The sequence below is a fragment of the Microbacterium sp. 4NA327F11 genome (assembly GCF_005503465.1).
Classification (GTDB): Bacteria; Actinomycetota; Actinomycetes; order Actinomycetales; family Microbacteriaceae; genus Microbacterium; species Microbacterium ginsengisoli.
Map to the genome: position 1 here is coordinate 1 of NZ_SCOB01000027.1, position 26,443 is coordinate 26,443.

Below are 26,443 nucleotides of genomic sequence, written 5' to 3' on the forward strand. Positions count from 1 at the left end.
CCGTTGTCCCCGATCAACGCGGTCACCTCCCCCGGGAACACCTCGAAATCGACCTCGTTCAACGCCCGCACATGACCAAACTGACGAGACAACCCCCGCGCCTCCAACACCGGAACCGCCATGGTCAACTCCTCTCCTTCGTAAGTGAGGCGGGACCGGCATGGCCCGCCAAGAATGCCGCCGCGGCGGCGTCGAAACCGATCGAGTCGTCGCCGGCCGCGTACGCCGCGAAGAGGGCCGCGCCGTAGGCCGTGCCCTCGTCGTGGGACGAGACGGTGAGCGGCGGCAGCACGAGGGCCCGCGCGCGGACGACGCTCTCCATCCGTGACCATCCACCCGTGAGCAGCGTCGAGGTGGGCGCGGGAACCTCGCGATCCATGACCGTCATCAGCTCTGCGCACATGTCGTTGCCGTGCAACAGCGCCGCGGTGAACAGCTCGGCGGGCGAGAGGCCGTCGCTGTCGGCCACGACCTTCAGCACGCCGTCGTCGTTGCGCGCGCCGTCGACGGTCAGGCCGCCGTGGGAGAGCGTACCCGCCACGGGAATCGCCATGACCGCCGCATCGAGCTGCGCGCGGCCCCGCTCGTCGGCGATGCCGAGAAGCTGCAGCACCCGGCGCATCAGTAGGCCTGACTTCGTTCCGGCCAGCAGCACGAACTTGCCGGGAAGCACGTGGCGCACCGTGTTGATGCCCGCCCGGGCGAGGCGCTCGCGCGCATCGAACGGCAGGGTGTGGTCGAGCACGCGCACGAGCGCCTCCGCTGTGCCCATCGAGTCGTAGATCTGACCGCTGTCGGTCGCGCCGGCGGCGACGGCCGACACCAGGTGATCGTGTCCGGCGACCGTCAGCAGCGCGCCGCGGAAGCCCTGCGGCATCCGATCGTCCGTGATCGGACCGAGCGCCGTGCCCGCGTCGACCCGTTCGGCGAGGATCGTGTCGTCGGTGCCGAGCACGTCGAGGGCGGCCTGCCACGGCGTGCTGTCGTCCTGGTCGATGAGGCCGGTGCGCGAGACGAGCGAGTGCTCGGCGACGCGGGGGCCGCCGAGGGCCCGCACGATCGACTCGGGCACGTTGAGGAACGTGGTGCCGGCGAGGTCGATCCCCACCTCGTCGCGCAGGTGCAGCAGCTTCGAGATCGACGCGAGGGGACCGACGGGCAAGCCGGTGCGCCCGAGGAACTCGTCGCGGAACGCGGCGGGCGTGGACAGAATCTGCGCCTCACCGCGCGGGTCGAACCAGGCCATGATCGGCGCGGCGGGACGGTCCTCGGCATCGAGAAGAGCTCCGGCCTCGGCCATGCCCGAGATGCCGAGGGACAGGATGCGGTACCCGGCGGGCAGCATCGCATCGGCTTCGGCGGCGAGTTCGCGCACCACATCGACGGCGAGCTCGAGGGGCATCTCGGCGCGTCCGCCCTCAAGATTGGTCCACGGCGAACGGCGGCTCACGACGGCGGCCTCGCGCCCGTCGGGAGTGGCGACGAGCAGCTTGATGCTCGTCGAGCCCATGTCGAGCCCCGCGACGTACGCGGTCATCGCACACCGCCCTCGTGGAGGGTGCGCGGCCACCCGGCTCCGGGCGCTCCGACGACGACGGTGACGTCGCCCTCGACGTGCCAGGCGCCGAACGCGTGCGGCAGGGCGTACACCTCACCGCGCTGCAGGGCTACTCGGCCGGTGTCGGAGACGAGTGCTCCGGAGCCCGCGGTGACCAGCACGACCGCGAAGCCCGCCTCACGCGCGTCCGTGCGGTCGCCGTCGGCCGCGGCATCCCAGAGACGGAAGTACGGGTCGGCGGCCGCCGGCAGCAGCGACCGGAATCGGGATGCCGCGGGCTCCGCGCCCGCCAGGCTGATGAGCCCCGAGAGCTCGGCCTCGGTGAGCTGCGCGGTGGAGACCGCGGGCATGACGACGTCGAAGCCGAGATCGAGGTGGGACTCGTCGCGCGTGGCTGTCGTCACCGACCACTCGAGCAGGATCGAGAAGTCGGTGGGCTCCTGCACCTCGGCGACAAAGATGCCGCCGTCGATCGCGTGCACGGTGCCGGACGGCACGAGCACGGCCATGCCCTCCCGCGCCACGACGCGGTTCATGTGCGAGAGCATCCACTCGCTGTCCTGCGCGTCGCGGCGACGATCGAGCTCGTCTCGATCCACCGGTGCGCTCCACCCGACGTAGAACGCGCTGTCGGGTTCGGCGTCGAGCACGTACCAGGCTTCGGTCTTGCCGTAGGGGCAGTCGAGGTGCCCGGCGGCGAAGCCGCGCTCGGGGTGCACGTGAACGGGGAGGCGCTGACGCGCGTCGAGGAGCTTCACGAGGATGCCGACGTCCGCGGCATCCCGTCCCTGCTCGGGTCCGACCCACGCACGCGGGTCCGCCGCGACGAGGTCGCGGAGCACGTGGCCGTCCGCGGTGATCGCGAGGCCGATCGGTTCCTCGCCGAACCGGGACACGGTGGAGGCGAGCCACTCCTCCGGCTGCCGGTCGGTCTCGGGGACGATGCCGCGCAACGCGGCGATGCGGTCACCGCCGCGGTAGAAGTGCTGCACCGGGTTGGGGGGCAGGAGGACGGGGATCATCGATCGGCTCCGGTCGAGTTCTGCGGGGCGGCGGACGGGTCCGCGGCGGCGCGCGGCGGCATCTCGCCGGATCCGCGGTGGATGAGGCGGGTGGGGACGACGATGTGCTCGGGGGCGGCGTCCGGGTGGTCGACGAGCTGCATGAGCCGGCGGAAGGTGGCCTCGCCGATGAGCAGCGGGTCCTGGTCGACGCACGTGATGCCCGGGGTCATGGCCCCGGCGAGCTCGAAGTCGCCGAAGCAGATGAGGGCCGGCATCGACAGCTCGCCCGAGCGGATGCCGCGGATCGTCGCGATCGCGGCGGGGCTCGACGCGCAGAACAGCGCGGTGGGCGCATCGGGGCGCTGCAACAGGGTCTTTGCCGCCGTCGCGCCGCTCTCGCGCGTGCGCTCGTGCTCGGCGACCAGCGTCGGGTCGAACGGGATGCCCGCCTCGTCGAGGGCCGCGCGGAATCCGGCGAAGCGTGCGGCGACGGTCGGGTAGGCGGTGGCCTCGCCGATGAATCCGATACGTCGGTGACCGTGGTCGATGAAGGAGCGGGTGGCCTGGTAGGTCGCGCCGAAGTCGTCGACGACGATTGAGTCGATGCCGTCCCGCGAGCGGTCGACGCAGACGACGGGCACCCGGGTGTGCAGGGCGGCGAGCTCCTCGGAGGACACGGCGACGGGGGCGACGATCAGCCCGCGCAGGCGGTGCCCGGTGAGCCGGGCGAGCTGCTCCCGCTCGCGCGCGGCGTCGTAGCCGGTGCTCGCGAACAGCACGCTCAGGCCCTGGGCGAGGGCGAGCTCCTCGATCACGCTCACGATCGCCGAGACGAACGGGTCGGAGATCGCGTCGATGACGATGCCGATCGTGTCGGTGTCACCGCGCTTGAGCGCACGGGCCCGCACATCGGGAACGAAGCCGAGTTCGCGCACGACCGCGAGCACCCGTTCGCGGGTCTCCGGGAGCACGCCCTTCTCGTCGTTCACGACGCGGGAGACCGTCTTGATGCTCACCCCGGCGCGCTCGGCTACATCGGTGATGCGCGCCCGCGGGCGGGGCGCGGGGCCCTCACCGACCGCACCGGCGGTCTGCAGCTCATCGTGCGTCATCGCAACCTCGACATCGTTGTCATTCGGAACTTTCCGGGCCTTGCGATCCCGGCGGACATCATCTTGGGGCCGCATCGACAACGTTGTCAAGCCCTGTTATCGAAACGACTCCCGAGCGCCCTCGGCGTCAGCCACCCGAGGGATCGACCGCGATGCTGATGCCGAGGAGCCGTTCCTCGCCCACGGCGAGCGGCGTCGCGAGCCCCCGGGCGAGGGCGTCGGCACGACCCAGGATCGTCGGCGCCGTCGCGGGTTCGATGCCCAGCACCACCTGGCCCGGCTCCGCCACCCGCCACTGGAAGAGCCCGGGCAGAACGGCCGGATCGAAGCCGACACGCACCCCGATCCCCGACCCGGACACCACGCGCACCTCGGTGCGCGCCCCCGGCTCGGCTACCGCGTCGAGCACGTGCCGGAACACCTGCTCGGGGTACTCGGCCGCCAGTTCAGGGAACACGTCCCAGCTGTCCAGGCCCGCCCGGGCCGCAGCATCCCGCGGCACGATCTCCACCGCCGGCGAGACGATGCGTGTGCCGGCGTCGACCAACGGCCAGCCGAGGTTCACGTGGTAGAGCACCATCGGGAACGCCTCCCGCCGGCCGCGGTTCACGAGCCTGTCGTCGACGCGGATCACCCGCTCGCCCACCGGCAGCTCGATGCGCCGGTGCAGCTCGAGGTCGTCGCCGAAGACCGTCGCCTCCCGCACGATCCCCTCGACGACCACGACGTCGCGCGTCGCCTCGGCCCGGGTCACCGTCGCGCGCAGCGACGAGTACCGGCCGTGCATCGGATGCTGCTCCTCGCCCGACTGCGCCGGTCCGACGTTGAGCAGCCCGCAGGTCGTGAGCAGGCCGCCGCCGAAGCCGCGCAGCCAGCCGCGCCCGTCGGCGTCGCCCGGCGAGAGCGGCGGGAACCCCGTGCTCGAGAGCCACGCGAGCGGCACCCCGTCGGCCCGCACCTGGGCGAGATCGAGTCCGCGATCGGGCAGCACCTCGACCTCGAGCGGGCCGTTGACGAGACGGATGCGGCGGGCACCGGCATCCGGCCCGTCGGTACGCGTCGACGATTCGACGGCGACCGCCTGGGTCAGCGAACCGAGCCGGTCCACGGCCTGATCGAGCGGCCGACCGTACAGCTCCGGAGGCATTCGGATCCTCTTCCTCGCAAGGGCACGGCATCGGCGCCGCGCGCGCAGCGTCACGGTAGCAGGTCGTCGACCCGCTGCCAGCGACCAATTGACAACGTTGTCTCGAAGTCCCCATACTGTCTCCGGACGCACCGATGCGTCCCCCCGAACCGACACCTCACGGAGATCACTCGATGTCGACGTATCGCCTCAATCGGCTCTTCAACGCGCGCTCCGGACGCGCCCTCGACGTCGCCGTCGACCACGGCGCCTTCCACGAGCACTCGTTCATCACCGGCATCGAGGACATGGCCGCGACCGTCGCCACCCTCGTCGCCGCCGGTCCCGACGCGATCCAGCTGACGCTCGGCCAGGCCCCGCTGCTGCAGGCCACGCCGGGCAAGCAGAAGCCGGGTCTCGTGCTGCGCACCGACATCGCGAACGTCTACGGCGACCCGCTCGAGTCGCCGCTGCACTCGATCCACGTGCCCGACGCGATCGAGGTCGCCGTGCGGCTCGACGCCGTCGCCGTCTGCGTCAACCTGCTCGACCTGCCCGGGCACCCCGAGGTGCGCGAGCAGTGCATCCGCTCGATCCTGGCGCTGCGCACCGATGCCGCCCGTTACGGCATGCCGCTCATGATCGAACCGCTGGTCATGCAGACCCGACCCGGCGCCGGTGGATACGCCGTCGACGGCGACACGGCCAAGATCGTCACCCTCGTGCGCCAGGCGCGAGAACTCGGCGCCGATCTCATCAAAGCCGACCCGACCGACGACATCGACGACTACCACAAGGTCATCCAGGCGGCGGGGCCGACCCCGGTGCTCGTCCGCGGCGGCGGGCGCGTCGACGACCGCACGCTGCTCGATCGCACCCGGGCCGTGCTCGCGCAGGGCGCGCGGGGCATCGTCTACGGCCGCAACGTCATCCAGCATGACGACCCCGCGGGCATCACCGCCGCGCTCATGGCCGTCGTGCACGACGACGCCACGACCGACCAGGCCCTCTCCCTCATCGGCGGTGCCGCATGAGCGCCCGCATCGTCAACGTCGGCATCATCGGCGGCGGACTCATGGGCCGCGAGATCGCCGCGGCCCTGCGGCGGTGGCCCGCCCTCGTCGACCACCCCGTCGAGCCGCGGCTCGTCGCGGTGTGCGACATCAACCCGGCCGCGATGGAGTGGTTCGACGGCATCGACACCGTGCGCCTCAAGACGACGGATCACCGCGAGCTGCTCGCCGACCCCGAGATCGACGTCGTCTACATCGCCGTGCGCCACGACCTGCACGAGCAGCTCTACGTCGACACGATCCGCGCGGGCAAGGCCCTGCTCGCCGAGAAGCCGTTCGGCATCGACCGTGCCGCCGCCGACGCGGTCGTGGCGGCGATCGATGAGACCCCCGACTCGTTCGTGCGGGTCTCGAGCGAGATGCCGTTCTTCCCCGGCGCCCAGTGGGCCATCGACTACGTGCGCTCGGGCGCGCTCGGGCGCATCGTCGAAGCGACCTGCGGCTTCCTCCACGCGAGCGACCTCGACGTGAACAAGCCGCTCAACTGGAAGCGGCAGCAGAAGTTCTGCGGTGTCGCGGGCGTGATGAACGACCTCGGCATGCACACGTGGCACGTGCCGCTGCGACTCGGGTGGGCGCCCGAGGGGGTGTTCGGCGTGCTGCAGGACATCGTCACCGAGCGGCCCGGACCGTGCGGCGAGCTGGTGCCCTGCGACACCTGGGACAACGCGATCATCCACTCGCGGGCACGTCACGATGGCGCCGAGTTCCCGCTCACGACCGTCACCAAGCGCATCGCTCCGGGCGAGAAGAACACCTGGGAGTTCGAAGCGATCGGGATGTCGGGCGGCGTGCGCTTCAGCACGAAGAACCCCAAGCAGGTCGAGGTGTTCGCGATGATCGACGTGCCCGGCGTCGGCCGCGAGCAGTCGTGGCAGCGCATCGACGCGGGCAGCCAGTCGGTGTGGCCGACGGTGACGGGGCCGAACTTCGAATCGGGATTCTCCGACGCGATCCTGCAGATGTGGGCGGCGTTCCTCGCCGAGTACGTGGGCGAGCTCGGCGACCGGTTCGGCACCGTGCGACCCGAGGAGGCGGCGCTCACCCACCGCATCTTCGCCGCAGCGATCGCGTCGCACGAGGACGGCCGCCTGACCGCCCCCGCAGACTGAACGAGCGGGGTCCGATCGTCCGAGGCGGCTGAGCGGGCGCGGCAGAATGGATCCCGCTCGCGCCGCGCGCGTCGGTTCGCGGTGAGCAGGAGGAACAGCATGCGCAACCCCCGCGGCGGCGGCCACCCCACGATGGTGGACGTCGCGGCCGACGCGGGGGTGAGCCTGAAGACCGTCTCCCGCGTCGTCAACGGTGCACCCAACGTCGACCCCGCGATGGCGGAGCGGGTCGCGGCATCCATCGACAGACTCGGGTACCAGCGCAATGCCCTCGCGGCCTCGCTGCGATCGGGGGCACGGGACACCATCGGATTCGTGTCCGCCGACCTCTCCAACACCTTCTACATGCGGGTCGCGGCCGCCGCGGCCGCCGCCGCGCTCGAGCGCGGCATCCGCCTGATCGTCGCATCGAGCGAAGAGGATGCCGCGGCCGAACGCACGCTCACGCTCGATCTCTGCCAGCGCCAGGTGGGCGGACTCCTCGTCGTGCCGACGGCGAGCGATCACCGCTATCTCGCCCCGGAGGCGGCGCGCGGGACGCCCGTGGTGTTCCTGGACCGTCCGGGTCGCGGCATCGTCGCCGACGAGTTCCTCATCGACAACCGAGGGGGCGCACGGGCCGCGGTCGCCGAGCTGCTGGCCGCGGGCCACGAACGAGTCGCCGTCCTCCTCGACGCGCCCACGATCTTCACGATGAGCGAGCGGAGGGCCGGCGCCCTCGACGCGTTCGCCGCGCTCGGCCGTGTGGCGGATCCGCGGCTGATCGTCGAGGACCTGCACACTCCGGCGGCGGCGCGCGCGGCGCTCGAGCGCCTGCTCGACGCCGAACGGCCGCCGACGGCGGTGTTCTGCGCGAACAACCGCTCGACCGTGGGCGCTCTCGAGGCGATCCTCGCGGCGGATGCGCCGGTGGCGCTCTCGGGCTTCGACGACTTCGAGCTGTCCGGTCTCGTGCCGCGCCCGATCCGCGTGGTCGACTACGACGTCGCCGAGTTGGGTGCCCGCGCTGCCCGCACCCTGCTCGATCGCATCAGCGGAGCGGATGAGACCGAACCGCGGACCCGTCTGCAGCCGACCCGCCTGGTCGATCGCGGCCTGCGCCGCTGAGGGCGCGAGGCGCGGTCAGGTCGCGGTGGAGGAGCGGACGACGAGCTCAGGGCCGAACACGACCCGCTCCGTGGGTCCGCCGGGCGACTCCGCCGCCGCGAGAAGCAGCTCGACGGCCGTCGTGCCCATGAGGACGGCGGGCTGACGCACCGAGGTGAGCGGGATGACAGCGGCTGCCGCGAAGTCGATGTCGTCGTAGCCGATGAGTGCGATGTCCTCGGGCACGCGCACGCTCGCGGTCATCACGAGGGATTGCAGCAGACCGAGGGCGAGCAGGTCGTTCGCCGCGAAGATCGCGTCCGGCCGCGCGCTGACGGGGCGCGCGAGGATCTGCGCACCGGCCACCCGCCCCTCCTCGACGGTGAGCGCCCGCGTGCCGACGAACTCGAGCGACGCTCCGCCGTGTGCGGCGACGGCGCCCTGCGCGCCCTCGAGACGATCGGCGACCTGACGGATCGAGACCGGTCCGCCCACGAACATCAGTCGACGGCGCCCCACGTCCAGCAGATGGGATGCCGCGAGGGTGCCGCCTGCGAGGTCGTCGACGGCGACGGACGCGAACGAGCCGTCGCGCGATTCGCGGTCGACGAGCACGGTCGGCGTGCCGCGGTCGCGCACGGCACGGAGCTTGGGAACGCTGTCGTACACGGGGGTCACCAGCATGCCGAACACGCGCTGTTCCTCGAACAGCTCGACGTGCCGGTCCTCGCGATCCTGCTTCTCATCGCTGTTGGCCATGAGCACGGTGAGGTCGTCGGTGGATGCGCGCTCCTCCGCACCGCGGGCGACCTCGGTGAAGAACGGGTTGCGCATGTCGAGCACGACCAGGCCGATGCTGCGGCTGCGACCCGCGCGCAGTTGGCGGGCGGCGTCGTTGCGCACGAACCCGAGGAGGTCGATGGCGCGGTGCACGCGGGCCACCGTCTCCGCCGACACCTTGTCGGGGCGGTTGAGCACGTTGGAGACGGTGCCGACGGACACCCCGGCGGCTTCGGCGACGTCGCGCACGCTGACGGCCACAGCTCTCCTCCTCACGTCCTCGGGCGGTGAGAGTGAAACGAATCAATAACGCCGGAAGACTACGGGCAAATTCGCCTTGACACCATCCTGACGAGGCCCTAACGTCGTTCCGGCAGGGATTGAAACGATTCACTCCCTCAATGGAGAGGGTGAGTTATCTCATGACCGACAGCCCCGTGCTGGAACTGCGGGACGTGCAGAAGTCCTTTGGCTCCGTCGTCGCACTGCGCTCCGGGACGATCTCCGTCGACGGCGGATCGATCCACGCCCTCGTGGGTGAGAACGGTGCCGGCAAGTCGACGCTCGTCAAGATCGTCGCCGGTCTCTACCAGCGCGACGCCGGCGTGTTCCGCCTCCGCGGCGAGGCGGTCGACTTCTCGTCGACCGCCCAGTCGAAGGCGGCGGGCGTCGCGGTCATCTACCAGGAACCCACGCTCTTCCCCGATCTCTCGGTGACCGAGAACATCTTCATGGGGCGCCAGCCGACCAGCCGATTCGGCCGCATCGACCGCAAGGCGATGCGCCACGAGGTCGAGCGCCTCTTCACCCGTCTCGGCGTGCTGATCGATCCCGATCGACCGGCCGAGGGTCTCTCCATCGCCGACCAGCAGGTCATCGAGATCGCCAAGGCCGTCTCCCTCGACGCGTCGCTGCTGATCATGGACGAGCCGACGGCCGCCCTGTCGGGCATCGAGGTCGAGCGCCTGTTCACGATCGCGCGCAGCCTGCGCGACGAGGGGCGCGCGCTCATCTTCATCTCCCACCGATTCGACGAGGTCTTCGCACTCTGCGACACCGTCACCGTCATGCGCGACGGGGCCTACATCGCGACCAGCGCGATCGCCGACACCACCGTCGACGCGATCGTTCGTCAGATGGTGGGACGTGAGATCACCGAGCTGTTCCCCAAGCAGCCCGCCGAGATCGGCGAGCCGCTGCTCGAGGTGGAGCATCTCACCAGCCCCGGCGTCTTCCAGGACATCTCGTTCACAGTGCGCGCCGGCGAGATCGTCGGCCTCGCCGGCCTCGTGGGTGCCGGGCGCAGCGAAGTCGCCCGTGCCGTGTTCGGCGTGGACCCGTACTCCGCCGGCACCGTGAAGCTCAAGGGCAGGATCGTGCCCTCGGGCCGCCCGACGGCGGCCATGCGTGCCGGCCTCGCCCTCGTCCCCGAAGACCGCCGCAAGCAGGGACTCGTCGTCGAGTCGGGCGTCGGACAGAACATCACGCTCGCCATCCGCCGCCGGCTCACGAAGTTCGGACTGCTCACTCAGCGTGCCGAGAACCGTGCCGCACGCGAATGGGCGTCGCGCCTCGAGGTGAAGACCCACGCCCTCGACACCGTCGCCGCGACCTTGTCGGGCGGCAACCAGCAGAAGGTCGTGCTCGCGAAGTGGCTCGCCACCGAGCCCACCGTGCTCATCATCGACGAGCCCACGCGCGGCATCGACGTCGGCACGAAGTCCGAAGTGCACCGCCTTCTCTCCGAGCTCGCCGGCCGCGGCATGGGCATCCTCATGATCTCGTCCGAGCTTCCCGAGGTGCTCGGCATGGCCGACCGCGTGCTCGTCATGCGCGAGGGTCGCCTCACCGCCGACATCGCCCGCGCCGAGGCCACCTCGGAGAACGTCATGCACGCCGCCACCCACGCTCCGGAGCACGCCCGATGACCACCACCAACATCCCCGTCTCGGCCGTGTCGAGGACGATCGGTCGCCTCGGTCGCGCACGTGAGTTCGGCATCCTGCTCGCCATCGTGCTCGTGGTCGCCGCCGGCACGGTGAAGAACCCCAGCTTCCTGTTCAGCTCCGACGGCTGGCGCGACCTGCTCCTCACCCCGTCGATCCTGCTGCTCGTCGCCGTCGGACAGGCGATCGTGATCATCACGCGCAACGTCGACCTCTCGGTGGGCTCCGTGATCGGTCTCACCGCGTATCTCACCGGCCGGCTGTTCAGCGACATCCCCGGAATCCCGATTCCGCTCGTCGTGCTGATCGCCGTCGCGGCGGGCGCGGTTCTCGGACTCGTCAACGGAGCTCTCGTCGCCTTCGGCAAGGTTCCCGCGATGGTGATCACGTTGGGCACGCTCTACGCCTACCGCGGCATCGGCGTCGTCTGGGCGGGCAGCAACCGCGTGAACGCCTCCGACATGCCGAGCTCGTTCCTCGGGCTCGGCACCGGGCAGATCCTCACGATCCCGATCCTCACGATCGTCGCGGTCGTCGTCCTCGCGATCGCCGCGTGGTACCTGCGCAACACCCGGGGCGGGCGCGAGTTCTACGCCATCGGCTCCGACCCCGCAGCCGCACACCTGTACGGACTCCGGGTGACCCGTCGCATCCTCACCGCCTTCATCCTCTCGGGAGCACTCGCCGGCCTCGCGGGCGTCTTCTACGCCGCGCGCTACGGCACCGTCGACTCCCAGGCGGGCACCGGCTGGGAACTCCAGGCGGTCGGCGCCGCGGTCGTCGGTGGCGTCGCGATCGTCGGCGGCGTCGGCACCGTATGGGGTGCCGCCCTCGGCGCCGTGCTGCTGCTGACCATCAACCGTGCGCTTCCGGTGCTCGGCATCCCCGACTTCTGGCAGCAGGCCGTCGTCGGCGTCCTCATCATCGGCGCGATCGTGCTCGACCGCGTCCTGGCCGTGCGACAGAAACGGCGTCTCATCGAAACGAGGGACCAGGCATGACCGCCCCCACCACCACTGCCACCGTGCGGGTCGTGAAGAACTACGACAAGCCGTTCTGGCGCCGCGTGCTGCTCTCGCGTGAGACGGCGATCGTCGTGCTCCTGATCGCCGTGGCGATCGTGTCGGCCTCGACCGTGCGCGGGTTCAACCAGCCGCTCACCCTCACCTTCCTCCTGCTCGACGTCGCGCCGATCCTTCTGATCGCACTGCCGATGACCCTCATCATGATCACCGGCGAGATCGACCTGTCGGTGGGAAGCATGGTGGGCCTGTCGAGTGTGACGACCGGAGTGCTCGTGCAGGCGGGGGCCCCGTTCGGGGTCGCCGCCCTCGCGGCGCTCGTCGTCGGCGTCATCGGTGGCGCGATCAACGGCTTCCTCGTCACCGTCGTCGGGCTCCCCTCCCTCGCCGTGACGATCGGAACCCTCGCGCTGTTCCGAGGTCTTGCGGTCGGCCTACTGGGCACCACCGCCGTCACGAGCTTCCCCGTCGAGTGGACAGCGCTCGCGAAGGCGAAGATCGCGGGCACCGCGATCCCGTACATCATCGTGCCGTTCCTCGTGCTCCTGGTGATCTTCGCGCTGCTGCTGCACTTCACCCCCTTCGGTCGCGGCGTCTACGCGATCGGCCTCTCGAAGGACGCCGCCCGATTCTCGGGCGTGCACGTGGAGCGCACGAAGTTCGTGCTGTTCGTGCTCGCCGGCGTCGTCTCGGCCTTCGCGGGGATCTTCTACACGCTGCGCTTCGGCAGTGCGCGCGGCGACAACGCCACCGGGCTCGAGCTGCAGGTCATCGCCGCGGTCGTGCTCGGCGGGGTGTCGGTGTTCGGCGGTCGTGGCCAGCTGTACGGCGTCATCGCCGCCGTGCTGCTGATCGGCACGCTCTCCAGCGCGCTGCGCCTCGTGAACGTCACCTCCGACGTGATCAACATCATCACCGGCACGCTGCTCGTGCTCTCGGTGATCGGCGCGAGCGTGCTCGCGTTCCTCCAGTCCCGGCGCCGCCGACCGGCGCCGACACCCACCGTGGCGGCCTCCGCAGCTTCATGAGCCCGCACGACCAGCCGACGACGTCCCGTCGCGGCGCCACCCATGAAAGGAAACGAACAATGACGTTTGCACCCAAGCGCGTCCTGGCCCTCGCGGCTGTGGCCGTGACGGCGGCGCTGGCCCTCACGGCCTGTGCCGACACCGGCTCGTCGTCGCCGACCAGCGGCTCGAGCGGCGGCAGCGGCAACCTGTCGATCACGTTCCTGCCGAAGAACCTCGGCAACCCGTACTTCGACACCTCGGCGAAGGGCGGCCAGGCCGCGGTCGCCGAGTTCGGCGGCACCTTCAACCAGGTCGGCCCCGCGCAGGCCTCGCCCGATGGTCAGGTCAGCTACATCAACACGGCCACGCAGCAGGGCGTGGGAGCGCTCGTCGTCTCGGCGAACGACCCGAAGGCCATCTGCGACTCGCTCAACCAGGCCCGCTCCGCGGGCGTCAAGGTCGTCACCTTCGACTCGGACACCGAGACCTCGTGCCGCGACATCTTCGTCAACCAGGCGACGTCCGACGGCATCGCCAAGGTGCAGGTCGACCTGATCGCGAAGCAGATCGGCGACTCGGGTGAGATCGCGATCCTCTCGGCCGCGGCGAACGCGACCAACCAGAACGCGTGGATCGACAAGATGAAGGCGCTGCTGGCCAGCGACCACCCGAACATCAAGCTCGTCGATGTCGTCTACGGCAACGACGACGACCAGACCTCGTTCGACAAGACCGCCGCTCTGCTCCAGGCCCACCCGAACCTGAAGGGCATCATCTCGCCCACGACGGTCGGTATCGCCGCCGCGGCTCGCTACCTGTCGACGTCCGCCTACAAGGGCAAGGTCGCGCTGACCGGTCTCGGCACCCCGAACCAGATGCGGGCCTACATCAAGGACGGCACCGTCACCTCGTTCGCACTGTGGAACCCCGAGGACCTCGGCTACCTCGCGGCCTACGCCGCCGAGGCGCTCATCAAGGGCGAGATCACGGGCAAGCAGGGCGACACCTTCACCGCCGGCAAGCTCGGCAAGTTCACGGTCGGCGCCGACGGCACCGTGCTGCTGGGCGACCCGTTCGTGTTCGACGCCAGCAACATCGACAACTTCAACTTCTGATCTTGTCTCCCCTCCCGGCCGGCCGCCCCGTGCGGCCGGCCGGGCCACCCGAAAGGACCACCCCATGCCACGCGTGAGCTTCGAGCTGCGGATCGACCCCGCGCGCCTCGACGACTACCTCGCACGGCACTCCCCCGTCTGGCCGGAGATGCTCGCCGAGATCGCGGCATCCGGTCGTCGCAACTACTCGCTCTTCCTCGGTGAGGGCGGCAGGCTCGTCGGCTACTACGAGGTCGACGACGACGTGGCCGCGCAGGCGTACCTCGCGGCATCCGAGATCGCCACCCGCTGGGAAGCGGAGATGGCCCCCTTCTTCCTCGGTCTCGACGGGCGGCCCGACCAGGCCGCGACCGCACTGACCGAGATCTTCCACCTCGAGGACCAGCTCGCCGAGAGCGGCTCCTCGCCCGTCCCTACGACCGCAGAAAGCCGCGCACAGTGAGCATCCTGACTCCCGCCGTCCGCTCCACTCTCGAGAAGCAGGCCATCGAGCTGCCCAGCTGGGCGTTCGGCAACTCGGGCACCCGTTTCAAGGTGTTCACGACGCCGGGCACCCCGCGCGACCCGTTCGAGAAGATCTCGGATGCCGCGCAGGTGAACCGTCTGACCGGCCTGGCCCCCGCCGTCGCCCTGCACATCCCGTGGGACCTCGTCGACGACTGGAGCGCCCTGCGGGAGCACGCGGCATCCGAGGGCGTGACCCTCGGCACCGTCAACTCCAACACCTTCCAGGACGACGACTACAAGTTCGGCGCCCTCACCCACGAGGACGACCGCATCCGCCGGAAGGCGATCGACCACCACCTCACCTGCATCGACGTCATGCACGAGACGGGGTCGCGCGACCTGAAGATCTGGCTCGCAGAGGGCTCGAACTACCCCGGCCAGAACGACATGCGCGCCCGCCAGGACCGCCTGCAGGACTCGCTGCAGCAGATCTACGCCCACCTCGGCGACGAGCAGCGTCTCGTGCTGGAGTACAAGTTCTTCGAGCCGGCATTCTATCACACGGATGTCCCGGACTGGGGTACCTCCTACGTGCAGGTCGCGGCGCTCGGCGACAAGGCGATGGTCTGCCTCGACACGGGCCACCACGCGCCCGGCACGAACATCGAGTTCATCGTGATGCAGCTGCTGCGCCTCGGGAAGCTGGGGTCGTTCGACTTCAACTCCCGCTTCTACGCCGACGACGACCTGATCGTGGGCGCCGCCGACCCGTTCCAGCTCTACCGGATCCTCAGCGAGGTCATCCGCGGCGGCGGGCTCGACAACCCCGACGTGGTCTTCATGCTCGACCAGTGCCACAACATCGAGAACAAGATCCTGGGTCAGATCCGCTCGGTGCTGAACGTGCAGGAGATGACCGCGCGTGCGCTGCTCGTCGACCGTGAGGCGCTGGCCGCCGCGCAGACCGCGAACGATGTGCTGGCCGCCCAGGCCGTCTACATGGACGCGTTCTACACCGACGTGCGTCCGGCTCTCGCCGAGTGGCGCGAGGGTCGCGGGCTTCCCGCCGACCCGATGGCCGCCTACCTCGCCTCCGGCTACCAGGCCCGCATCGAGGCCGAGCGCGTCGGCGGCGTGCAGGCCGGCTGGGGCGCCTGACCCACCCAGACCCGTCGGGGAGATCGCACCGCCGATCGCGGTCTCCCCGGCGCACCACACCGAACCGATACGCTCAGGCCCCATGGCTGGATTGCTCGGAGAAGAACGGCGGGCGCTTCTGCTCGCCATCCTGCATCGCGATGACGTGATCCGTCTGGAGAGCGCCGCTGACGAGCTCGGCGTCTCGGCGATGACCGTACGCCGAGACCTCGCCGACCTCGCCGCCGAGGGCGCCGTGCGCCGGGTGCGCGGCGGTGCGGTGGCGGCGATCACGCCCCGCCCCTTCGAAGAGCGCCGGGCCACGCGCGGCGCACAGAAGGCCGTGCTGGCCCGCAAGGCCGCCGAGCTCGTCCCCCGCTCGGGGGCGGTGGCGATGGATGCCTCGTCGACGACCGGCGTGCTGCTCGCCCATCTTGCGGAGGTCGACGATCTGCTGGTCGTCAGCAACTCGGTCGAGAACGCCGCCACGGCACGACAGATCGCGGGCGTCAGGTCGATCCTGGTCGGCGGCGAGCGCGAGGACCGCACCGGCAGCTACGTCGGTCCGTTCGCGACGCGCGCCGTGGCCGCGGCGACCTACGCCCGCTTCTTCACCTCGGCGGCGGCGATCGATCTGCGCGGGTCGAGCGAGGTGACGGCCGAGGAGGCCGCCATGAAGTCGGCGTTCGCGGCGGCAGCCGATGAGACGGTGCTGCTGATCGACTCCTCCAAGCTCGGCGATCGTGCGCTGGCGTCCGCGCTCGACTGGTCGCAGATCGATCTGCTCGTGACCGATCTCGACGTGGACGACACCCGTCTCGATCCGTATCGCCCTCTGGTGCAGATCGTCTGATTTTGTTATCTTTTGTTTGATCTCACAGAAGAGAACACGAACAGGATCACCGAATGTCGAACTCCGCCGCATCCGAGCTCATCGCCCGCAGCAACCGTCTGGGCGCCGACCCCAAGAACACGAACTACGCGGGCGGCAACACGTCCGCCAAAGGCACGGCGACCGACCCCGTCACCGGCGAGCCCGTCGAGCTGCTGTGGGTGAAGGGATCCGGCGGCGATCTCGGCACGCTCACCGAGTCCGGTCTCGCCGTGCTGCGTCTTGACCGCATGCGCGCGCTCACCGAGGTCTACCCGGGCATCGACCGCGAGGACGAGATGGTCGCGGCCTTCGACTACTGCCTGCACGGCAAGGGCGGCGCGGCCCCCTCGATCGACACTGCGATGCACGGCCTCGTCGACGCCCCGCACGTCGACCACCTGCACCCCGACTCGGGCATCGCGATCGCAACGTCTGCCGACGGACCCGCCCTGACCGAGAAGATCTTCGGCGACAAGGTCGTCTGGGTGCCGTGGCGCCGCCCCGGCTTCCAGCTCGGACTCGACATCGCCGCCATCAAGGCCGAGAACCCGCAGGCCATCGGCACGATCCTCGGCGGCCACGGCATCACCGCGTGGGGCGAGACCTCCGACGAGGCCGAGCGCAACTCGCTGTGGATCATCGACACCGCGGCCGCCTACATCGCCGAGCACGGTGCCGCGGAGCCGTTCGGAGCCGTCGTCCCCGGCTACGAGCCGCTGCCGGAGACCGAGCGCCGCGCGCGCGCCGCCGCCCTAGCCCCGACCATCCGCGGCCTCGCCTCGACCGACCGGGTCGTCGTCGGCCACTTCACCGACAGCGAGCCGGTGCTCGACTTCCTCTCGCGCGAGAAGCTCCTCCCCCTCGCCGGTCTCGGCACGAGCTGCCCCGACCACTTCCTGCGCACGAAGGTCAAGCCGCTCGTGCTCGACCTTCCGGCCACCGCGACGCTCGAGGAGCAGCTGGCCCGCCTCGCCGAGCTGCACGTCGACTACCGCGCCGACTACCAGGCGTACTACGACGCGCACGCGACATCCGAGTCGCCCGCCATCCGCGGCGCCGACCCGCTCATCGTGCTCGTGCCGGGTGTCGGCATGTTCAGCTACGGAGCGAACAAGCAGACGGCCCGCGTCGCCGGCGAGTTCTACGTCAACGCGATCGGCGTGATGCGCGGCGCCGAGGCCCTCTCGACCTACACCCCCATCTCCGACGCGGAGAAGTTCCGCATCGAGTACTGGGCGCTCGAGGAGGCCAAGCTGCAGCGCCTGCCGAAGCCGAAGACCCACCAGGGCCGCATCGCGTTCGTCACGGGAGCGGCGTCGGGCATCGGCAAGGCCATCGCGACCCGTCTCGCCGCCGAGGGCGCCTGCGTCGTGGTCGCGGACCTCGACCTCGAGAAGGCGCAGGCCGCCGCCGCCGAGCTCGGTGGATCGGATGTCGCGATCGGCGTCGCCGCCAACGTCGCCGACGGCGCCGCCGTGCAGGACGCCATCGATGCCGCCGTGCTCGCCTTCGGCGGCATCGACCTCATCGTCAACAACGCCGGCCTGTCGCTCTCGAAGCCGCTGCTGGAGACCACCGAGAAGGACTGGGACCTGCAGCACGACGTGATGGCCAAGGGCTCGTTCCTCGTGTCGAAGGCGGCCGCGAAGGCGCTCATCGACCAGAAGCTCGGCGGCGACATCATCTACATCTCCTCGAAGAACAGCGTGTTCGCCGGTCCGAACAACATCGCCTACTCGGCGACCAAGGCCGATCAGGCCCACCAGGTGCGCCTGCTCGCCGTCGAGCTCGGCGAGCACGGCGTACGGGTCAACGGCATCAACCCCGACGGCGTCGTGCGCGGCTCCGGCATCTTCGCCTCGGGCTGGGGCGCCAACCGCGCCGCGACCTACGGGGTCAAGGAGGAGGACCTCGGCCAGTTCTACGCGAACCGCACGATCCTCAAGCGCGAGGTCGTGCCCGAGAACGTCGCCGACGCGGTGTACGTGCTCACCGGCCCCGAGCTCAGCCGCACCACCGGTCTCCACATCCCCGTCGACTCGGGCGTCGCCGCGGCGTTCCTGCGATGACGTCAGCGGTCTCCGGCGGCCACGTCGCCGCCATCGACCTCGGCGCCACGAGCGGCCGGGTCGTGCTCGCGCACGTGAGCGGGAGCGAGCTGCGGGCCGAGACCGTGGCGCGTTTCCCGAACACCCCGGTGCGCACGCCCGACGGGCTGCACTGGGACGTGCTCGGGTTGTACGGGGCGGCCGTGCGCGGCCTCGGCGATGCGTTCCGGCAGGCGCCGGGCATCGCCTCCATCGGCATCGACTCCTGGGCGGTCGACTACGGTCTGCTGCGCAACGGCGTGCTGCTCGGCAACCCGTACCACTACCGCGACGAGCGCACCTCACGCGGGGTGCTCAGTGTGCACAGCCGGATGCGGCATCCCGATCTCTATCGCCGCAACGGCCTGCAGTTCCTGCCGTTCAACACGCTCTACCAGTTCGCCGCGGAGCGCCGCGACGTGCTCGACCTCGCCAACACCGCGCTGCTCATCCCCGATCTCGTCGCGTACTGGCTGACCGGCCAGGCCCGCACCGAGCTGACGAACGCATCGACCACCGGGCTCCTGCGGGTCGACGACCAGCGTCTCGACGACGACCTGTTCGACCGTCTCGGGCTGCGCCGCTCGCTGCTCGCGCCGCTCATCGCCCCGGGCGAGAGCTACGGCGTGCTGCTGGACGAGGTGCGCGCCGAGATCGGTGCGCCCGGCGCGGTGCCGGTCACGGCGATCGGCTCGCACGACACCGCCTCGGCGGTGGTCGCGGTGCCGATGGCGGATGCCGCGGCATCCGCCTACATCTCGTGCGGCACGTGGGGTCTGGTGGGCCTCGAGCTTCCCTCGCCGGTGGTCACCGACGCCGCCCGGGAGGCCGGCTTCACGAACGAGGGCGGCGTGGACTCCCGCGTGCGGTTCCTGCACAACGTGATGGGCCTGTGGATCCTCAGCGAGACCGTGCGCGGCTGGGAGGCGAAGGAGGGTCATGCGATCGACCTGCCGACGCTGCTCGACTCGGCCGCCGAGGTGCCCGCGGCATCCGTGCCGGTCTTCGACGTCGACGACCCGCGGTTCCTGCGCCCCGGCGACATGCCCGGCCGCATCGACGCGTGGTGCGACGAGCACGGCGTGCGACCGCCGCGCACCCGCGCCGAGTACGCCCGCGCGATCGTCGAGTCGCTCGCCGACGCGTTCGCGCGCAACGTGCACACCGCCGCGCAGCTCGCGGGGGTCGATGTCGCGACGATCCACATCGTCGGCGGCGGCGCCCTGAACACCTTGCTGTGCCAGCGCACGGCCGACCGGTCGGGACTCGTCGTCGAGGCGGGTCCCGTCGAGGCCACCGCGCTCGGTAACGTTCTCGTGCAGGCCCGCGCGGCGGGCTTCGCCGCCGGCTCCCTCGAGGCGCTCCGCGACCTCGTACGGCGCACCCATGCGCCGCTTCGTTACACCCCGACCGCGACCTCCTGAGGAGAGACATGGTTCAGCGTCAGCTTCCCAACCCGGCCGAGCTGCTCGAACTGATGCAGTTCAAGAAGCCGTCCTTCGACCTCAAGAAGCGTCGGCTCGAGTCCGCGCTCACGATCGCGGATCTGCGCACGATCGCGAAGCGCCGCACCCCGAAGGCCGCCTTCGACTACACCGACGGCGCGGCCGAGGGCGAGCTCTCGCTCGCCCGAGCCCGCCAGGCCTTCGAGGACATCGAGTTCCACCCGCGGGTGCTGCGTCCCGCCGAGTCCGTCGACACGTCGGTCGAAGTGCTCGGCGGGCCATCCGCCCTGCCGTTCGGCATCGCGCCGACAGGGTTCACGCGCCTGATGCAGACCGAGGGTGAGATCGCCGGCGCCGGAGCGGCCGAGGCCGCCGGCATCCCGTTCACCCTCTCGACCCTCGGCACCACCTCGATCGAGGGAGTGAAGGCGGCGAACCCGACCGGACGCAACTGGTTCCAGCTCTACGTCATGCGCAACCGCGAGATCTCCTACGGCCTCGCCCGACGCGCGGCCGAGGCAGGTTTCGACACCCTCATGTTCACCGTCGACACCCCGGTCGCCGGCGCCCGCCTGCGCGACAAGCGCAACGGGTTCTCGATCCCGCCGCAGCTCACCCTCGGCACGATCGTGAACGCGATCCCGCGCCCGTGGTGGTGGTACGACTTCCTCACGACCCCCAAGCTCGAGTTCGCGTCGCTGTCGACCACGGGCGGCACCGTCGGCGAGCTGCTGGATGCGGCGATGGACCCGACGATCTCGTACGACGACCTGGCGGTCATCCGTGAGATCTGGCCGGGGAAGATCGTCGTGAAGGGCGTGCAGAACGTCGAGGACTCGGTTCGCCTCGTCGACCTCGGCGTCGACGGCATCGTGCTCTCCAACCACGGCGGCCGTCAGCTCGACCGCGCTCCCGTGCCGTTCCACCTGCTGCCGCAGGTCGTGCGCGAGGTCGGCCGCGATGCGACCGTCATGGTCGACACGGGCATCATGAACGGCGCGGACATCGTGGCATCCGTCGCCCTCGGCGCGAGGTTCACGCTCATCGGCCGCGCCTACCTCTACGGCCTCATGGCCGGCGGACGCGCGGGCGTCGACCGCACGATCCAGATCCTGCGCACCGAGATCGAGCGCACCATGAAGCTGCTCGGCGTCTCGACGCTCGCGGAGCTCGAGCCGGCGCACGTCACCCAGCTCCACCGCCTTACCCGCGGTCAGGCGGGCGCGGAGGTGCCGGTCACGCCTCGCGCGTGATCGTCACCTTCACCGACAGCTGCGAGGCGTGGCCACCCGCGTACACGCCTCGCAGTGGCGGCACGTCGTTGTAGTCGCGACCCCGGCCGACCAGCACGTGCCGATCGCCGATCTCGATGTTGTTGGTCGGGTCGAAGCCCTGCCAGTCGCCGGCGAACCACTCGACCCAGGCGTGTGACTCGCCGGCGACGGCGACGCCGATCTCGGCGTTGGCTCTGGGGTGCAGGTAGCCCGACACGTACCGCGCGGGAATGCCCACCGACCGCAGGGCTCCGATCGCGATGTGGGCCATGTCCTGGCAGACGCCCTTGCGTGCGACCCACGCGTCGGCGGCCGTGGAGTGCACGCCGGTCACGCCGTAGACGTACTCGACGGCGTCGCCGATGGCCGCGGTGATCTCGTGCGCGGCCTCGCCCGGGTCGTCGTGGCGGCCGGCGATGGTGGCCGCGATCTCGGCCACCTCGGGGTGGGGCCGGGTGCGGTCGGTCACGGTGAGCTGCTCGACCGTCTCGATCTGCCGCGACGCCTCGACGTGCAGGCGCTCCCACGTGATGCCCGCGTGCTCGATCGGGCGGGGACGCACCTCGACGAGCGAGCGGGCGGTGACCCGCAGAGACGGATGCCGCGACTGCACGTCGAAGCTCGACACCCGCGTGCCGAAGTAGTCGATGTACGAGTTGATGGATGTCGCGGGGTCGATCTCCAGCGACGAGCTCAGCACGAACTGGCTGTCGGTCGTGCCGGGGAGCATGCGGGCCTCGTTGTACGACGCGGCGACCTCGCCGCCGTAGCTGAAGCCGGTGATGTGCTCGATGCGTAGGCGCTTCACGGGGTGTCTCCGATCCAGCTGGGCTCGGCCTGCGTCGGGAAGAAGCGCTGGCGGATCGCGTCGGATGCCTCGCGGGTGACCCGCTGCACTCCCCGCATGTGCTCGGGCAGCTCGGCGAGGATCTCGGCGATGGGGCTGTACTCGAGGTCGTTGCGGATGCGTCCGAGCGCCCGCAGCACGGGGTTCGAGACGCCGACGCGGTCCTCGCGCGGGTCGATCGCGCTGACGCACTCCTCGGCGCGCAGGATCGAGTAGATGATCGATCGCGGGAAGAGCCGGTCGAGCAGCAGGAACTCGGCCGCATTGCGGGCGCTCGGCATGCCGCGGTAGGTGCGCAGGTACGCCTCGTAGGCGCCGCAGGAGCGCAGGATGGTCGTCCAGGACGGACCCGACGCCTCGGTCAGCGACCGGGTCGCGAGCAGCCGCGCGGTCATGTCGGCGCGTTCGATGCTGCGACCCAGCGTGAAGAACTGCCACGCCTCATCACGGCTCGTCGAGGAGTCGACGACGCCCACGGCGAGCGCCGAGCGCTCGCGCACCCACTGGAAGAACTCGTGCACCTTCTCGGTCTGCAGCCGCCGCGGCATCCGGGCATTGGTGGTGTTGAGACACTCCCACAGCTCGGTCGAGACGATCTCGCGTGCGCGCCGGGCGTTCTCGCGCGCCGCGTTGAGCGAATAGACGATGCTCGACGGGTTGGCCCGGTCGACGGCGAGGCGGGCGAGCACGTCCTCGCGGGTGACGGGCGCGGCGGTGTCGGCGGGGAACGAGCCCATGACGGCCAGCAGCGACCGGCAGGCGGTGTCCTCGTCGATCCAGGGATCCTCGAGCAGCAGCTGCAAGTGCACGTCGAGGATGCGCGCGGTGCCGTCGGCGCGTTCGACGTAGCGGCCGATCCAGAACAGGCTCTCGGCGATGCGGCTCAGCAGCATGACGCGCCCCCTTCGGCGCAGGCACGCGCCTGCTGCTGTTGCTCCTGCTGCTCCTGCGTGGTGCGTGGGCGGTCCTGGGGCGAGTGGGTGACCTCGGGGCCGTTCTCGGGAGCGGGTGCCGCGCTGCTCGGTGCGCTCGCCACGCTCGCGCTCGGCGCGACGGCGCGGCCCGCGGCGTCCGTCGGAATCACCGGCAGCGCCTGCGTGACGGTCGACGCCTGATCGGCGACGAGGCCCGCGAGTCCCTGGCCCTGGCCGTACTCGACGTGGGAGGGTGCGGCTCCGCCGACGACCCAGGTGTCCTTCGATCCACCGCCCTGGCTGGAGTTGACGACGAGCTGGCCTTCGGGCAGCGCCACGCGGGTGAGACCGCCGGGGAGCACCCAGATGTCGTCACCGTCGTTGACGGCGAACGGGCGCAGGTCGGCGTGGCGGGGGCGCATGCCGTCCTCGACCAACGTCGGGATGGTCGAGAGCATCACGACCGGCTGCGCGATCCAGCCGCGCGGGTCGGCGATGAGGGTCTTGCGCAGCGTCTCGAGCTGGGCCTTCGAGGCATCCGGCCCGACGACGAGTCCCTTGCCGCCGGACCCGTCGACGGGCTTGACCACGAGCTCGTCGAGGCGGTCGAGCACCTCTTCGAGCGCCCCCGGGTCCTCGAGCCGCCACGTGTCGACGATCGGGAGCAGCGGCTCCTCGGACAGGTAGTAGCGGATGAGGTCCGGCGTGTAGGTGTAGAGCAGCTTGTCGTCGGCGACGCCGTTGCCGACCGCGTTCGCGATCGTCACGTTGCCCAGGCGGGCCGCCAGCATGAGGCCGGGTGCGCCCAGCATCGAGTCGGCGCGGAACTGCAGCGGGTCGAGGAAGTCGTCGTCGACGCGGCGGTAGATCACGTCGACCCGACGGGCGCCGCGGGTCGTGCGCATGAACACCTTGCCGCCGATGCACTGCAGGTCACGGCCCTCGACGAGCTCGACTCCCATGAGGCGGGCGAGCAGCGTGTGCTCGAAGTAGGCCGAGTTGTACACACCCGGGGTCAGCACGACGACGTTGGGGTCCTCGATGCCGGCGGGCGCCGAGGCGCGCAGTGCCGCCAGCAGCCGGTTCGGGTAGTCGCCCACCGGGCGCACGCGCATCGACACGAACAGCTCCGGCAGGGTCTGCGCCATGACCCGACGGTTCGAGATGACGTAGCTGACGCCCGACGGCACCCGCACGTTGTCCTCGAGCACGCGCATCTTGCCGTTCTCGTCGCGGATGAGGTCGATGCCCGAGACCTGGATGCGCACGCCGTTCGCGGCGTGGATGCCATAGGCCTGCCGATAGAAGTACTGGCTCGAAGCGATGAGCTTCGCCGGGATCACCCCGTCGCGCACGCAGTTCTGCCGGCCGTAGGCGTCGTCGAGGAACGCCTCCAGCGCCCGCACGCGCTGCTTCACTCCCGCTTCGATCTCCGACCACTCCGCGTAGTCGATGACCCGCGGCACGGCGTCGAGCGGGAAGGGCCGCTCCTCGCCCGCGAAGTCGAAGGTGACACCCTGCGCGAGGTACGAGTTCGCGAGCGACTCGGTGCGTCCGCGCAGCTCGTCCTGCGTCATGCGCGCCAGTGCCTGGTGCAGCTCCCGGTAGGTCTGCCGCGAAGCCACGGCGTCGCCGGTGTGCTCGGGGTGGCCGAACATCTCGTCGAACGCGGGGAGGCCCTGCGACGTCTTTCGCGGGGCGAGAGTGGAGCCGTAGCCGTCGAACAGGTCGCCCATGCACTCACCCTAGTCGGGGGCATGTTGCGCGAGTGTTACCGATGCACGGCGGTGCCGACACGGGCGGATGCTGCGGCACAACCTGCGCGTTCCGCCAGCATCCGCGCGATCCGGGCCTCGCACCGTGGCGGCGGTCGTAGGCTCGGCGCGTGAGCGAATCCTCCCACGCGACACGACGCGGCGAGGCCGCACGGGCGGCGCTCGCGGGGGTCGTCGCGGGAGTGGCGGCATCCGGTGTCGGCGAGCTCGTCGCGGGACTCGCCGCGCCCGGTGCGAGCCCGTTCGCCGCCGTCGGGTCGTTCCTCATCGACATCGCGCCGCCGTGGGCGAAGGACGCCACGATCTCGTTGTTCGGCACCGGCGACAAGGCGGCACTGCTCACGCTCGTCGGCATCGTCGCCGCGATCGTCGCGGCCGCCGCCGGGGTGCTCGAGCTGCGCTGGCGTGGGGTCGGGCAGGCACTGTTCGGTCTCGCCGGACTCGCCGGCATCGCGGCCGCCATGACCAGAGCGGATGCCGCGACCCTCTCCTTCCTGCCGTCGGCCGTCGCCGGCGCCGTGGGCGTGATCGCCCTGCGGCTGCTGGTCGCGCGGATCCCCCGCGGCATCCCCCCGCTCGAGGGCCCGCTGCCGACGCGTCGCGACTTCCTCGTCTGGAGCGGCGCGACCGCCGTCGTCGGCCTCGCCGCCCTGCTCGGAAGCGTGGCCGTTCAGGCCGGCAGCCGCGCGGTCACCGCCGTGCGGCGGGCGATCACGCTCCCCACACCTGTCTCGACCGTGGCCGTCCCCGCGGGCGCCGAGCTCGGACTGTCGGGCCTGTCCCCCGTCATCACGCCGAACGCCGACTTCTACCGCATCGACACGGCGCTCGTCGTGCCGCAGGTCGATCCGTCGACGTGGCAGCTGCGCATCCACGGACTCGTCGACCAGGAGGTCGTCATCACCTGGGACGAGCTGCTCGCGCTCCCGCTCGCCGAGAGCGTCGCGACCCTCACCTGCGTCTCGAACGAGGTGGGCGGCGACCTCATCGGCAACGCCGTGTGGCTCGGCTATCCGATCCGCGAGCTGCTCGCCCGCGCGAAGCCCCAGTCGAGCGCCGACATGGTGCTGTCGATGTCGGTCGACGGCTTCACCGCCTCGACCCCGCTCGAGACGCTCACCGACCCGAACCGCGAGGCGATCCTCGCCGTCGCGATGAACGGCGAACCGTTGCCGATCGAGCACGGGTTCCCGGTGCGGATGGTGGTGCCCGGCCTCTATGGCTACGTGTCGGCGACCAAGTGGGTCACCGACCTCGAGGTCACACGGTTCGCCGACGCCACCGCCTACTGGACCGACCGGGGATGGTCGGACCACGGCCCGGTGAAGCTCGAGTCCCGCATCGACGTGCCCCGCGCGGGCGCGCAGGTGACGGCGGGCGAGACCGTCATCGCGGGGGTGGCCTGGCAGCAGCACGTCGGCGTGAAGGGGGTCGAGGTGCAGGTCGACGACGGACCGTGGACCCCCGCGACCCTCGCCTCGGCGATCAGCGCCGACACGTGGGTGCAGTGGAGCGTGCCGTGGGCCGCGGCATCCGGCTCTCACACGGTGCGCTGCCGCGCGACGAGCGCGACCGGTGAAGTGCAGACCGTCACCGAGGCGCCCCCCGCGCCCGACGGCGCGACCGGCTGGCACACGATCCAGGTGCAGGTGGCGTAGCGCGCCCGTCTCGCCCTTCCCCCTCTCCCTCTCCCTCTCTC

General features: G+C 70.7%; 22 protein-coding genes. 14 read left to right on the plus strand and 8 right to left on the minus strand.

The window, feature by feature from the left end; genetic code table 11:
* Positions 1 to 124: 124 nt before the first annotated feature.
* The 4 genes from FFS51_RS13170 to FFS51_RS13185 all read right to left on the minus strand — a co-directional run bounded on the left by FFS51_RS13170 (position 125) and on the right by FFS51_RS13185 (position 4,821).
* The gene (locus tag FFS51_RS13170) at positions 125 to 1,537 is read right to left on the minus strand and encodes an FGGY-family carbohydrate kinase (protein ID WP_137878615.1); all 1,413 of its coding nucleotides are present in this window, start codon (positions 1,535 to 1,537) and stop codon (positions 125 to 127) included.
* Positions 1,534 to 2,580: a class I mannose-6-phosphate isomerase gene (locus FFS51_RS13175; RefSeq protein ID WP_137878616.1), complete on the minus strand. Its 1,047-nt coding sequence runs from the start codon at positions 2,578 to 2,580 to the stop codon at positions 1,534 to 1,536. The genes FFS51_RS13170 and FFS51_RS13175 overlap by 4 nt, the downstream gene beginning before the upstream one ends.
* Positions 2,577 to 3,674, minus strand: a complete 1,098-nt coding sequence (locus FFS51_RS13180) for a LacI family DNA-binding transcriptional regulator (RefSeq protein ID WP_171006197.1) — start codon at positions 3,672 to 3,674, stop codon at positions 2,577 to 2,579. The genes FFS51_RS13175 and FFS51_RS13180 overlap by 4 nt, the downstream gene beginning before the upstream one ends.
* Before the next feature lie 127 nt (positions 3,675 to 3,801).
* Positions 3,802 to 4,821 carry an aldose 1-epimerase family protein gene (locus FFS51_RS13185; RefSeq protein ID WP_137878618.1) on the minus strand — a complete coding sequence of 340 codons (1,020 nt, stop codon included), beginning with the start codon at positions 4,819 to 4,821 and terminating at the stop codon, positions 3,802 to 3,804.
* A gap of 173 nt (positions 4,822 to 4,994) precedes the next feature.
* Between FFS51_RS13185 and FFS51_RS13190 the strand changes: the two genes are divergently transcribed.
* The 3 genes from FFS51_RS13190 to FFS51_RS13200 all read left to right on the plus strand — a co-directional run bounded on the left by FFS51_RS13190 (position 4,995) and on the right by FFS51_RS13200 (position 8,092).
* Positions 4,995 to 5,834 carry a class I fructose-bisphosphate aldolase gene (locus FFS51_RS13190; protein WP_056209848.1) on the plus strand — a complete coding sequence of 280 codons (840 nt, stop codon included), beginning with the start codon at positions 4,995 to 4,997 and terminating at the stop codon, positions 5,832 to 5,834.
* The gene (locus FFS51_RS13195) at positions 5,831 to 6,985 is read left to right on the plus strand and encodes a Gfo/Idh/MocA family protein (RefSeq protein ID WP_137878619.1); all 1,155 of its coding nucleotides are present in this window, start codon (positions 5,831 to 5,833) and stop codon (positions 6,983 to 6,985) included. The genes FFS51_RS13190 and FFS51_RS13195 overlap by 4 nt, the downstream gene beginning before the upstream one ends.
* Positions 6,986 to 7,084: 99 nt before the next feature.
* Complete coding sequence (locus FFS51_RS13200; RefSeq protein WP_212742825.1) at positions 7,085 to 8,092, plus strand: LacI family DNA-binding transcriptional regulator; 1,008 nt, start codon at positions 7,085 to 7,087, stop codon at positions 8,090 to 8,092.
* 15 nt (positions 8,093 to 8,107) lie between these two features.
* Here FFS51_RS13200 and FFS51_RS13205 read toward each other — a convergent pair whose 3' ends face one another.
* Positions 8,108 to 9,112, minus strand: coding sequence for a LacI family DNA-binding transcriptional regulator (locus FFS51_RS13205; RefSeq protein ID WP_171006198.1), 1,005 nt, complete (start codon positions 9,110 to 9,112; stop codon positions 8,108 to 8,110).
* A gap of 161 nt (positions 9,113 to 9,273) precedes the next feature.
* Between FFS51_RS13205 and FFS51_RS13210 the strand changes: the two genes are divergently transcribed.
* The 10 genes from FFS51_RS13210 to FFS51_RS13255 all read left to right on the plus strand — a co-directional run bounded on the left by FFS51_RS13210 (position 9,274) and on the right by FFS51_RS13255 (position 21,187).
* Positions 9,274 to 10,779, plus strand: coding sequence for a sugar ABC transporter ATP-binding protein (locus FFS51_RS13210; RefSeq protein ID WP_045246463.1), 1,506 nt, complete (start codon positions 9,274 to 9,276; stop codon positions 10,777 to 10,779).
* Positions 10,776 to 11,798 carry an ABC transporter permease gene (locus FFS51_RS13215; RefSeq protein WP_045246461.1) on the plus strand — a complete coding sequence of 341 codons (1,023 nt, stop codon included), beginning with the start codon at positions 10,776 to 10,778 and terminating at the stop codon, positions 11,796 to 11,798. The genes FFS51_RS13210 and FFS51_RS13215 overlap by 4 nt, the downstream gene beginning before the upstream one ends.
* On the plus strand, positions 11,795 to 12,847 hold the full coding sequence (locus tag FFS51_RS13220) for an ABC transporter permease (RefSeq protein ID WP_137878620.1): 1,053 nt from the start codon (positions 11,795 to 11,797) through the stop codon (positions 12,845 to 12,847). Before FFS51_RS13215 ends, FFS51_RS13220 begins: the two co-directional genes overlap by 4 nt.
* 59 nt (positions 12,848 to 12,906) lie before the next feature.
* Entirely contained in the window at positions 12,907 to 13,944 is a 1,038-nt protein-coding gene (rhaS, locus tag FFS51_RS13225) for a rhamnose ABC transporter substrate-binding protein (protein ID WP_045246458.1), read from the plus strand.
* Between the two features lie 64 nt (positions 13,945 to 14,008).
* A complete protein-coding gene (locus FFS51_RS13230; RefSeq protein WP_045246457.1) occupies positions 14,009 to 14,386 on the plus strand; it encodes an L-rhamnose mutarotase in 378 nt (125 codons plus the stop codon).
* The gene (gene rhaI / locus FFS51_RS13235) at positions 14,383 to 15,549 is read left to right on the plus strand and encodes an L-rhamnose isomerase (RefSeq protein WP_045246456.1); all 1,167 of its coding nucleotides are present in this window, start codon (positions 14,383 to 14,385) and stop codon (positions 15,547 to 15,549) included. The genes FFS51_RS13230 and rhaI overlap by 4 nt, the downstream gene beginning before the upstream one ends.
* An 82-nt stretch (positions 15,550 to 15,631) precedes the next feature.
* Positions 15,632 to 16,381, plus strand: coding sequence for a DeoR/GlpR family DNA-binding transcription regulator (locus tag FFS51_RS13240; RefSeq protein ID WP_045246455.1), 750 nt, complete (start codon positions 15,632 to 15,634; stop codon positions 16,379 to 16,381).
* Positions 16,382 to 16,434: 53 nt separating this feature from the next.
* A complete protein-coding gene (locus FFS51_RS13245; RefSeq protein ID WP_045246454.1) occupies positions 16,435 to 18,471 on the plus strand; it encodes a bifunctional rhamnulose-1-phosphate aldolase/short-chain dehydrogenase in 2,037 nt (678 codons plus the stop codon).
* On the plus strand, positions 18,468 to 19,913 hold the full coding sequence (locus FFS51_RS13250) for a rhamnulokinase (protein WP_045246452.1): 1,446 nt from the start codon (positions 18,468 to 18,470) through the stop codon (positions 19,911 to 19,913). The genes FFS51_RS13245 and FFS51_RS13250 overlap by 4 nt, the downstream gene beginning before the upstream one ends.
* An 8-nt stretch (positions 19,914 to 19,921) precedes the next feature.
* Positions 19,922 to 21,187, plus strand: a complete 1,266-nt coding sequence (locus FFS51_RS13255) for an alpha-hydroxy acid oxidase (RefSeq protein ID WP_045246450.1) — start codon at positions 19,922 to 19,924, stop codon at positions 21,185 to 21,187.
* Here FFS51_RS13255 and FFS51_RS13260 read toward each other — a convergent pair.
* Genes FFS51_RS13260 through FFS51_RS13270 form a run of 3 tightly spaced genes read right to left on the minus strand, consistent with a single transcriptional unit; the run spans position 21,171 to position 24,705 of the window.
* Entirely contained in the window at positions 21,171 to 22,016 is an 846-nt protein-coding gene (locus FFS51_RS13260) for a transglutaminase family protein (RefSeq protein WP_045246448.1), read from the minus strand. The two genes, FFS51_RS13255 and FFS51_RS13260, sit on opposite strands and share 17 nt — an antisense overlap.
* Entirely contained in the window at positions 22,013 to 22,945 is a 933-nt protein-coding gene (locus FFS51_RS13265; RefSeq protein WP_045246489.1) for an alpha-E domain-containing protein, read from the minus strand. Before FFS51_RS13265 ends, FFS51_RS13260 begins: the two co-directional genes overlap by 4 nt.
* The gene (locus FFS51_RS13270) at positions 22,939 to 24,705 is read right to left on the minus strand and encodes a circularly permuted type 2 ATP-grasp protein (RefSeq protein WP_045246446.1); all 1,767 of its coding nucleotides are present in this window, start codon (positions 24,703 to 24,705) and stop codon (positions 22,939 to 22,941) included. Before FFS51_RS13270 ends, FFS51_RS13265 begins: the two co-directional genes overlap by 7 nt.
* A gap of 149 nt (positions 24,706 to 24,854) precedes the next feature.
* On the opposite strand from FFS51_RS13270, the gene FFS51_RS13275 reads away from it, so the two are divergent.
* Positions 24,855 to 26,402: a molybdopterin-dependent oxidoreductase gene (locus FFS51_RS13275; RefSeq protein ID WP_137878621.1), complete on the plus strand. Its 1,548-nt coding sequence runs from the start codon at positions 24,855 to 24,857 to the stop codon at positions 26,400 to 26,402.
* Positions 26,403 to 26,443 lie beyond the last annotated feature (41 nt).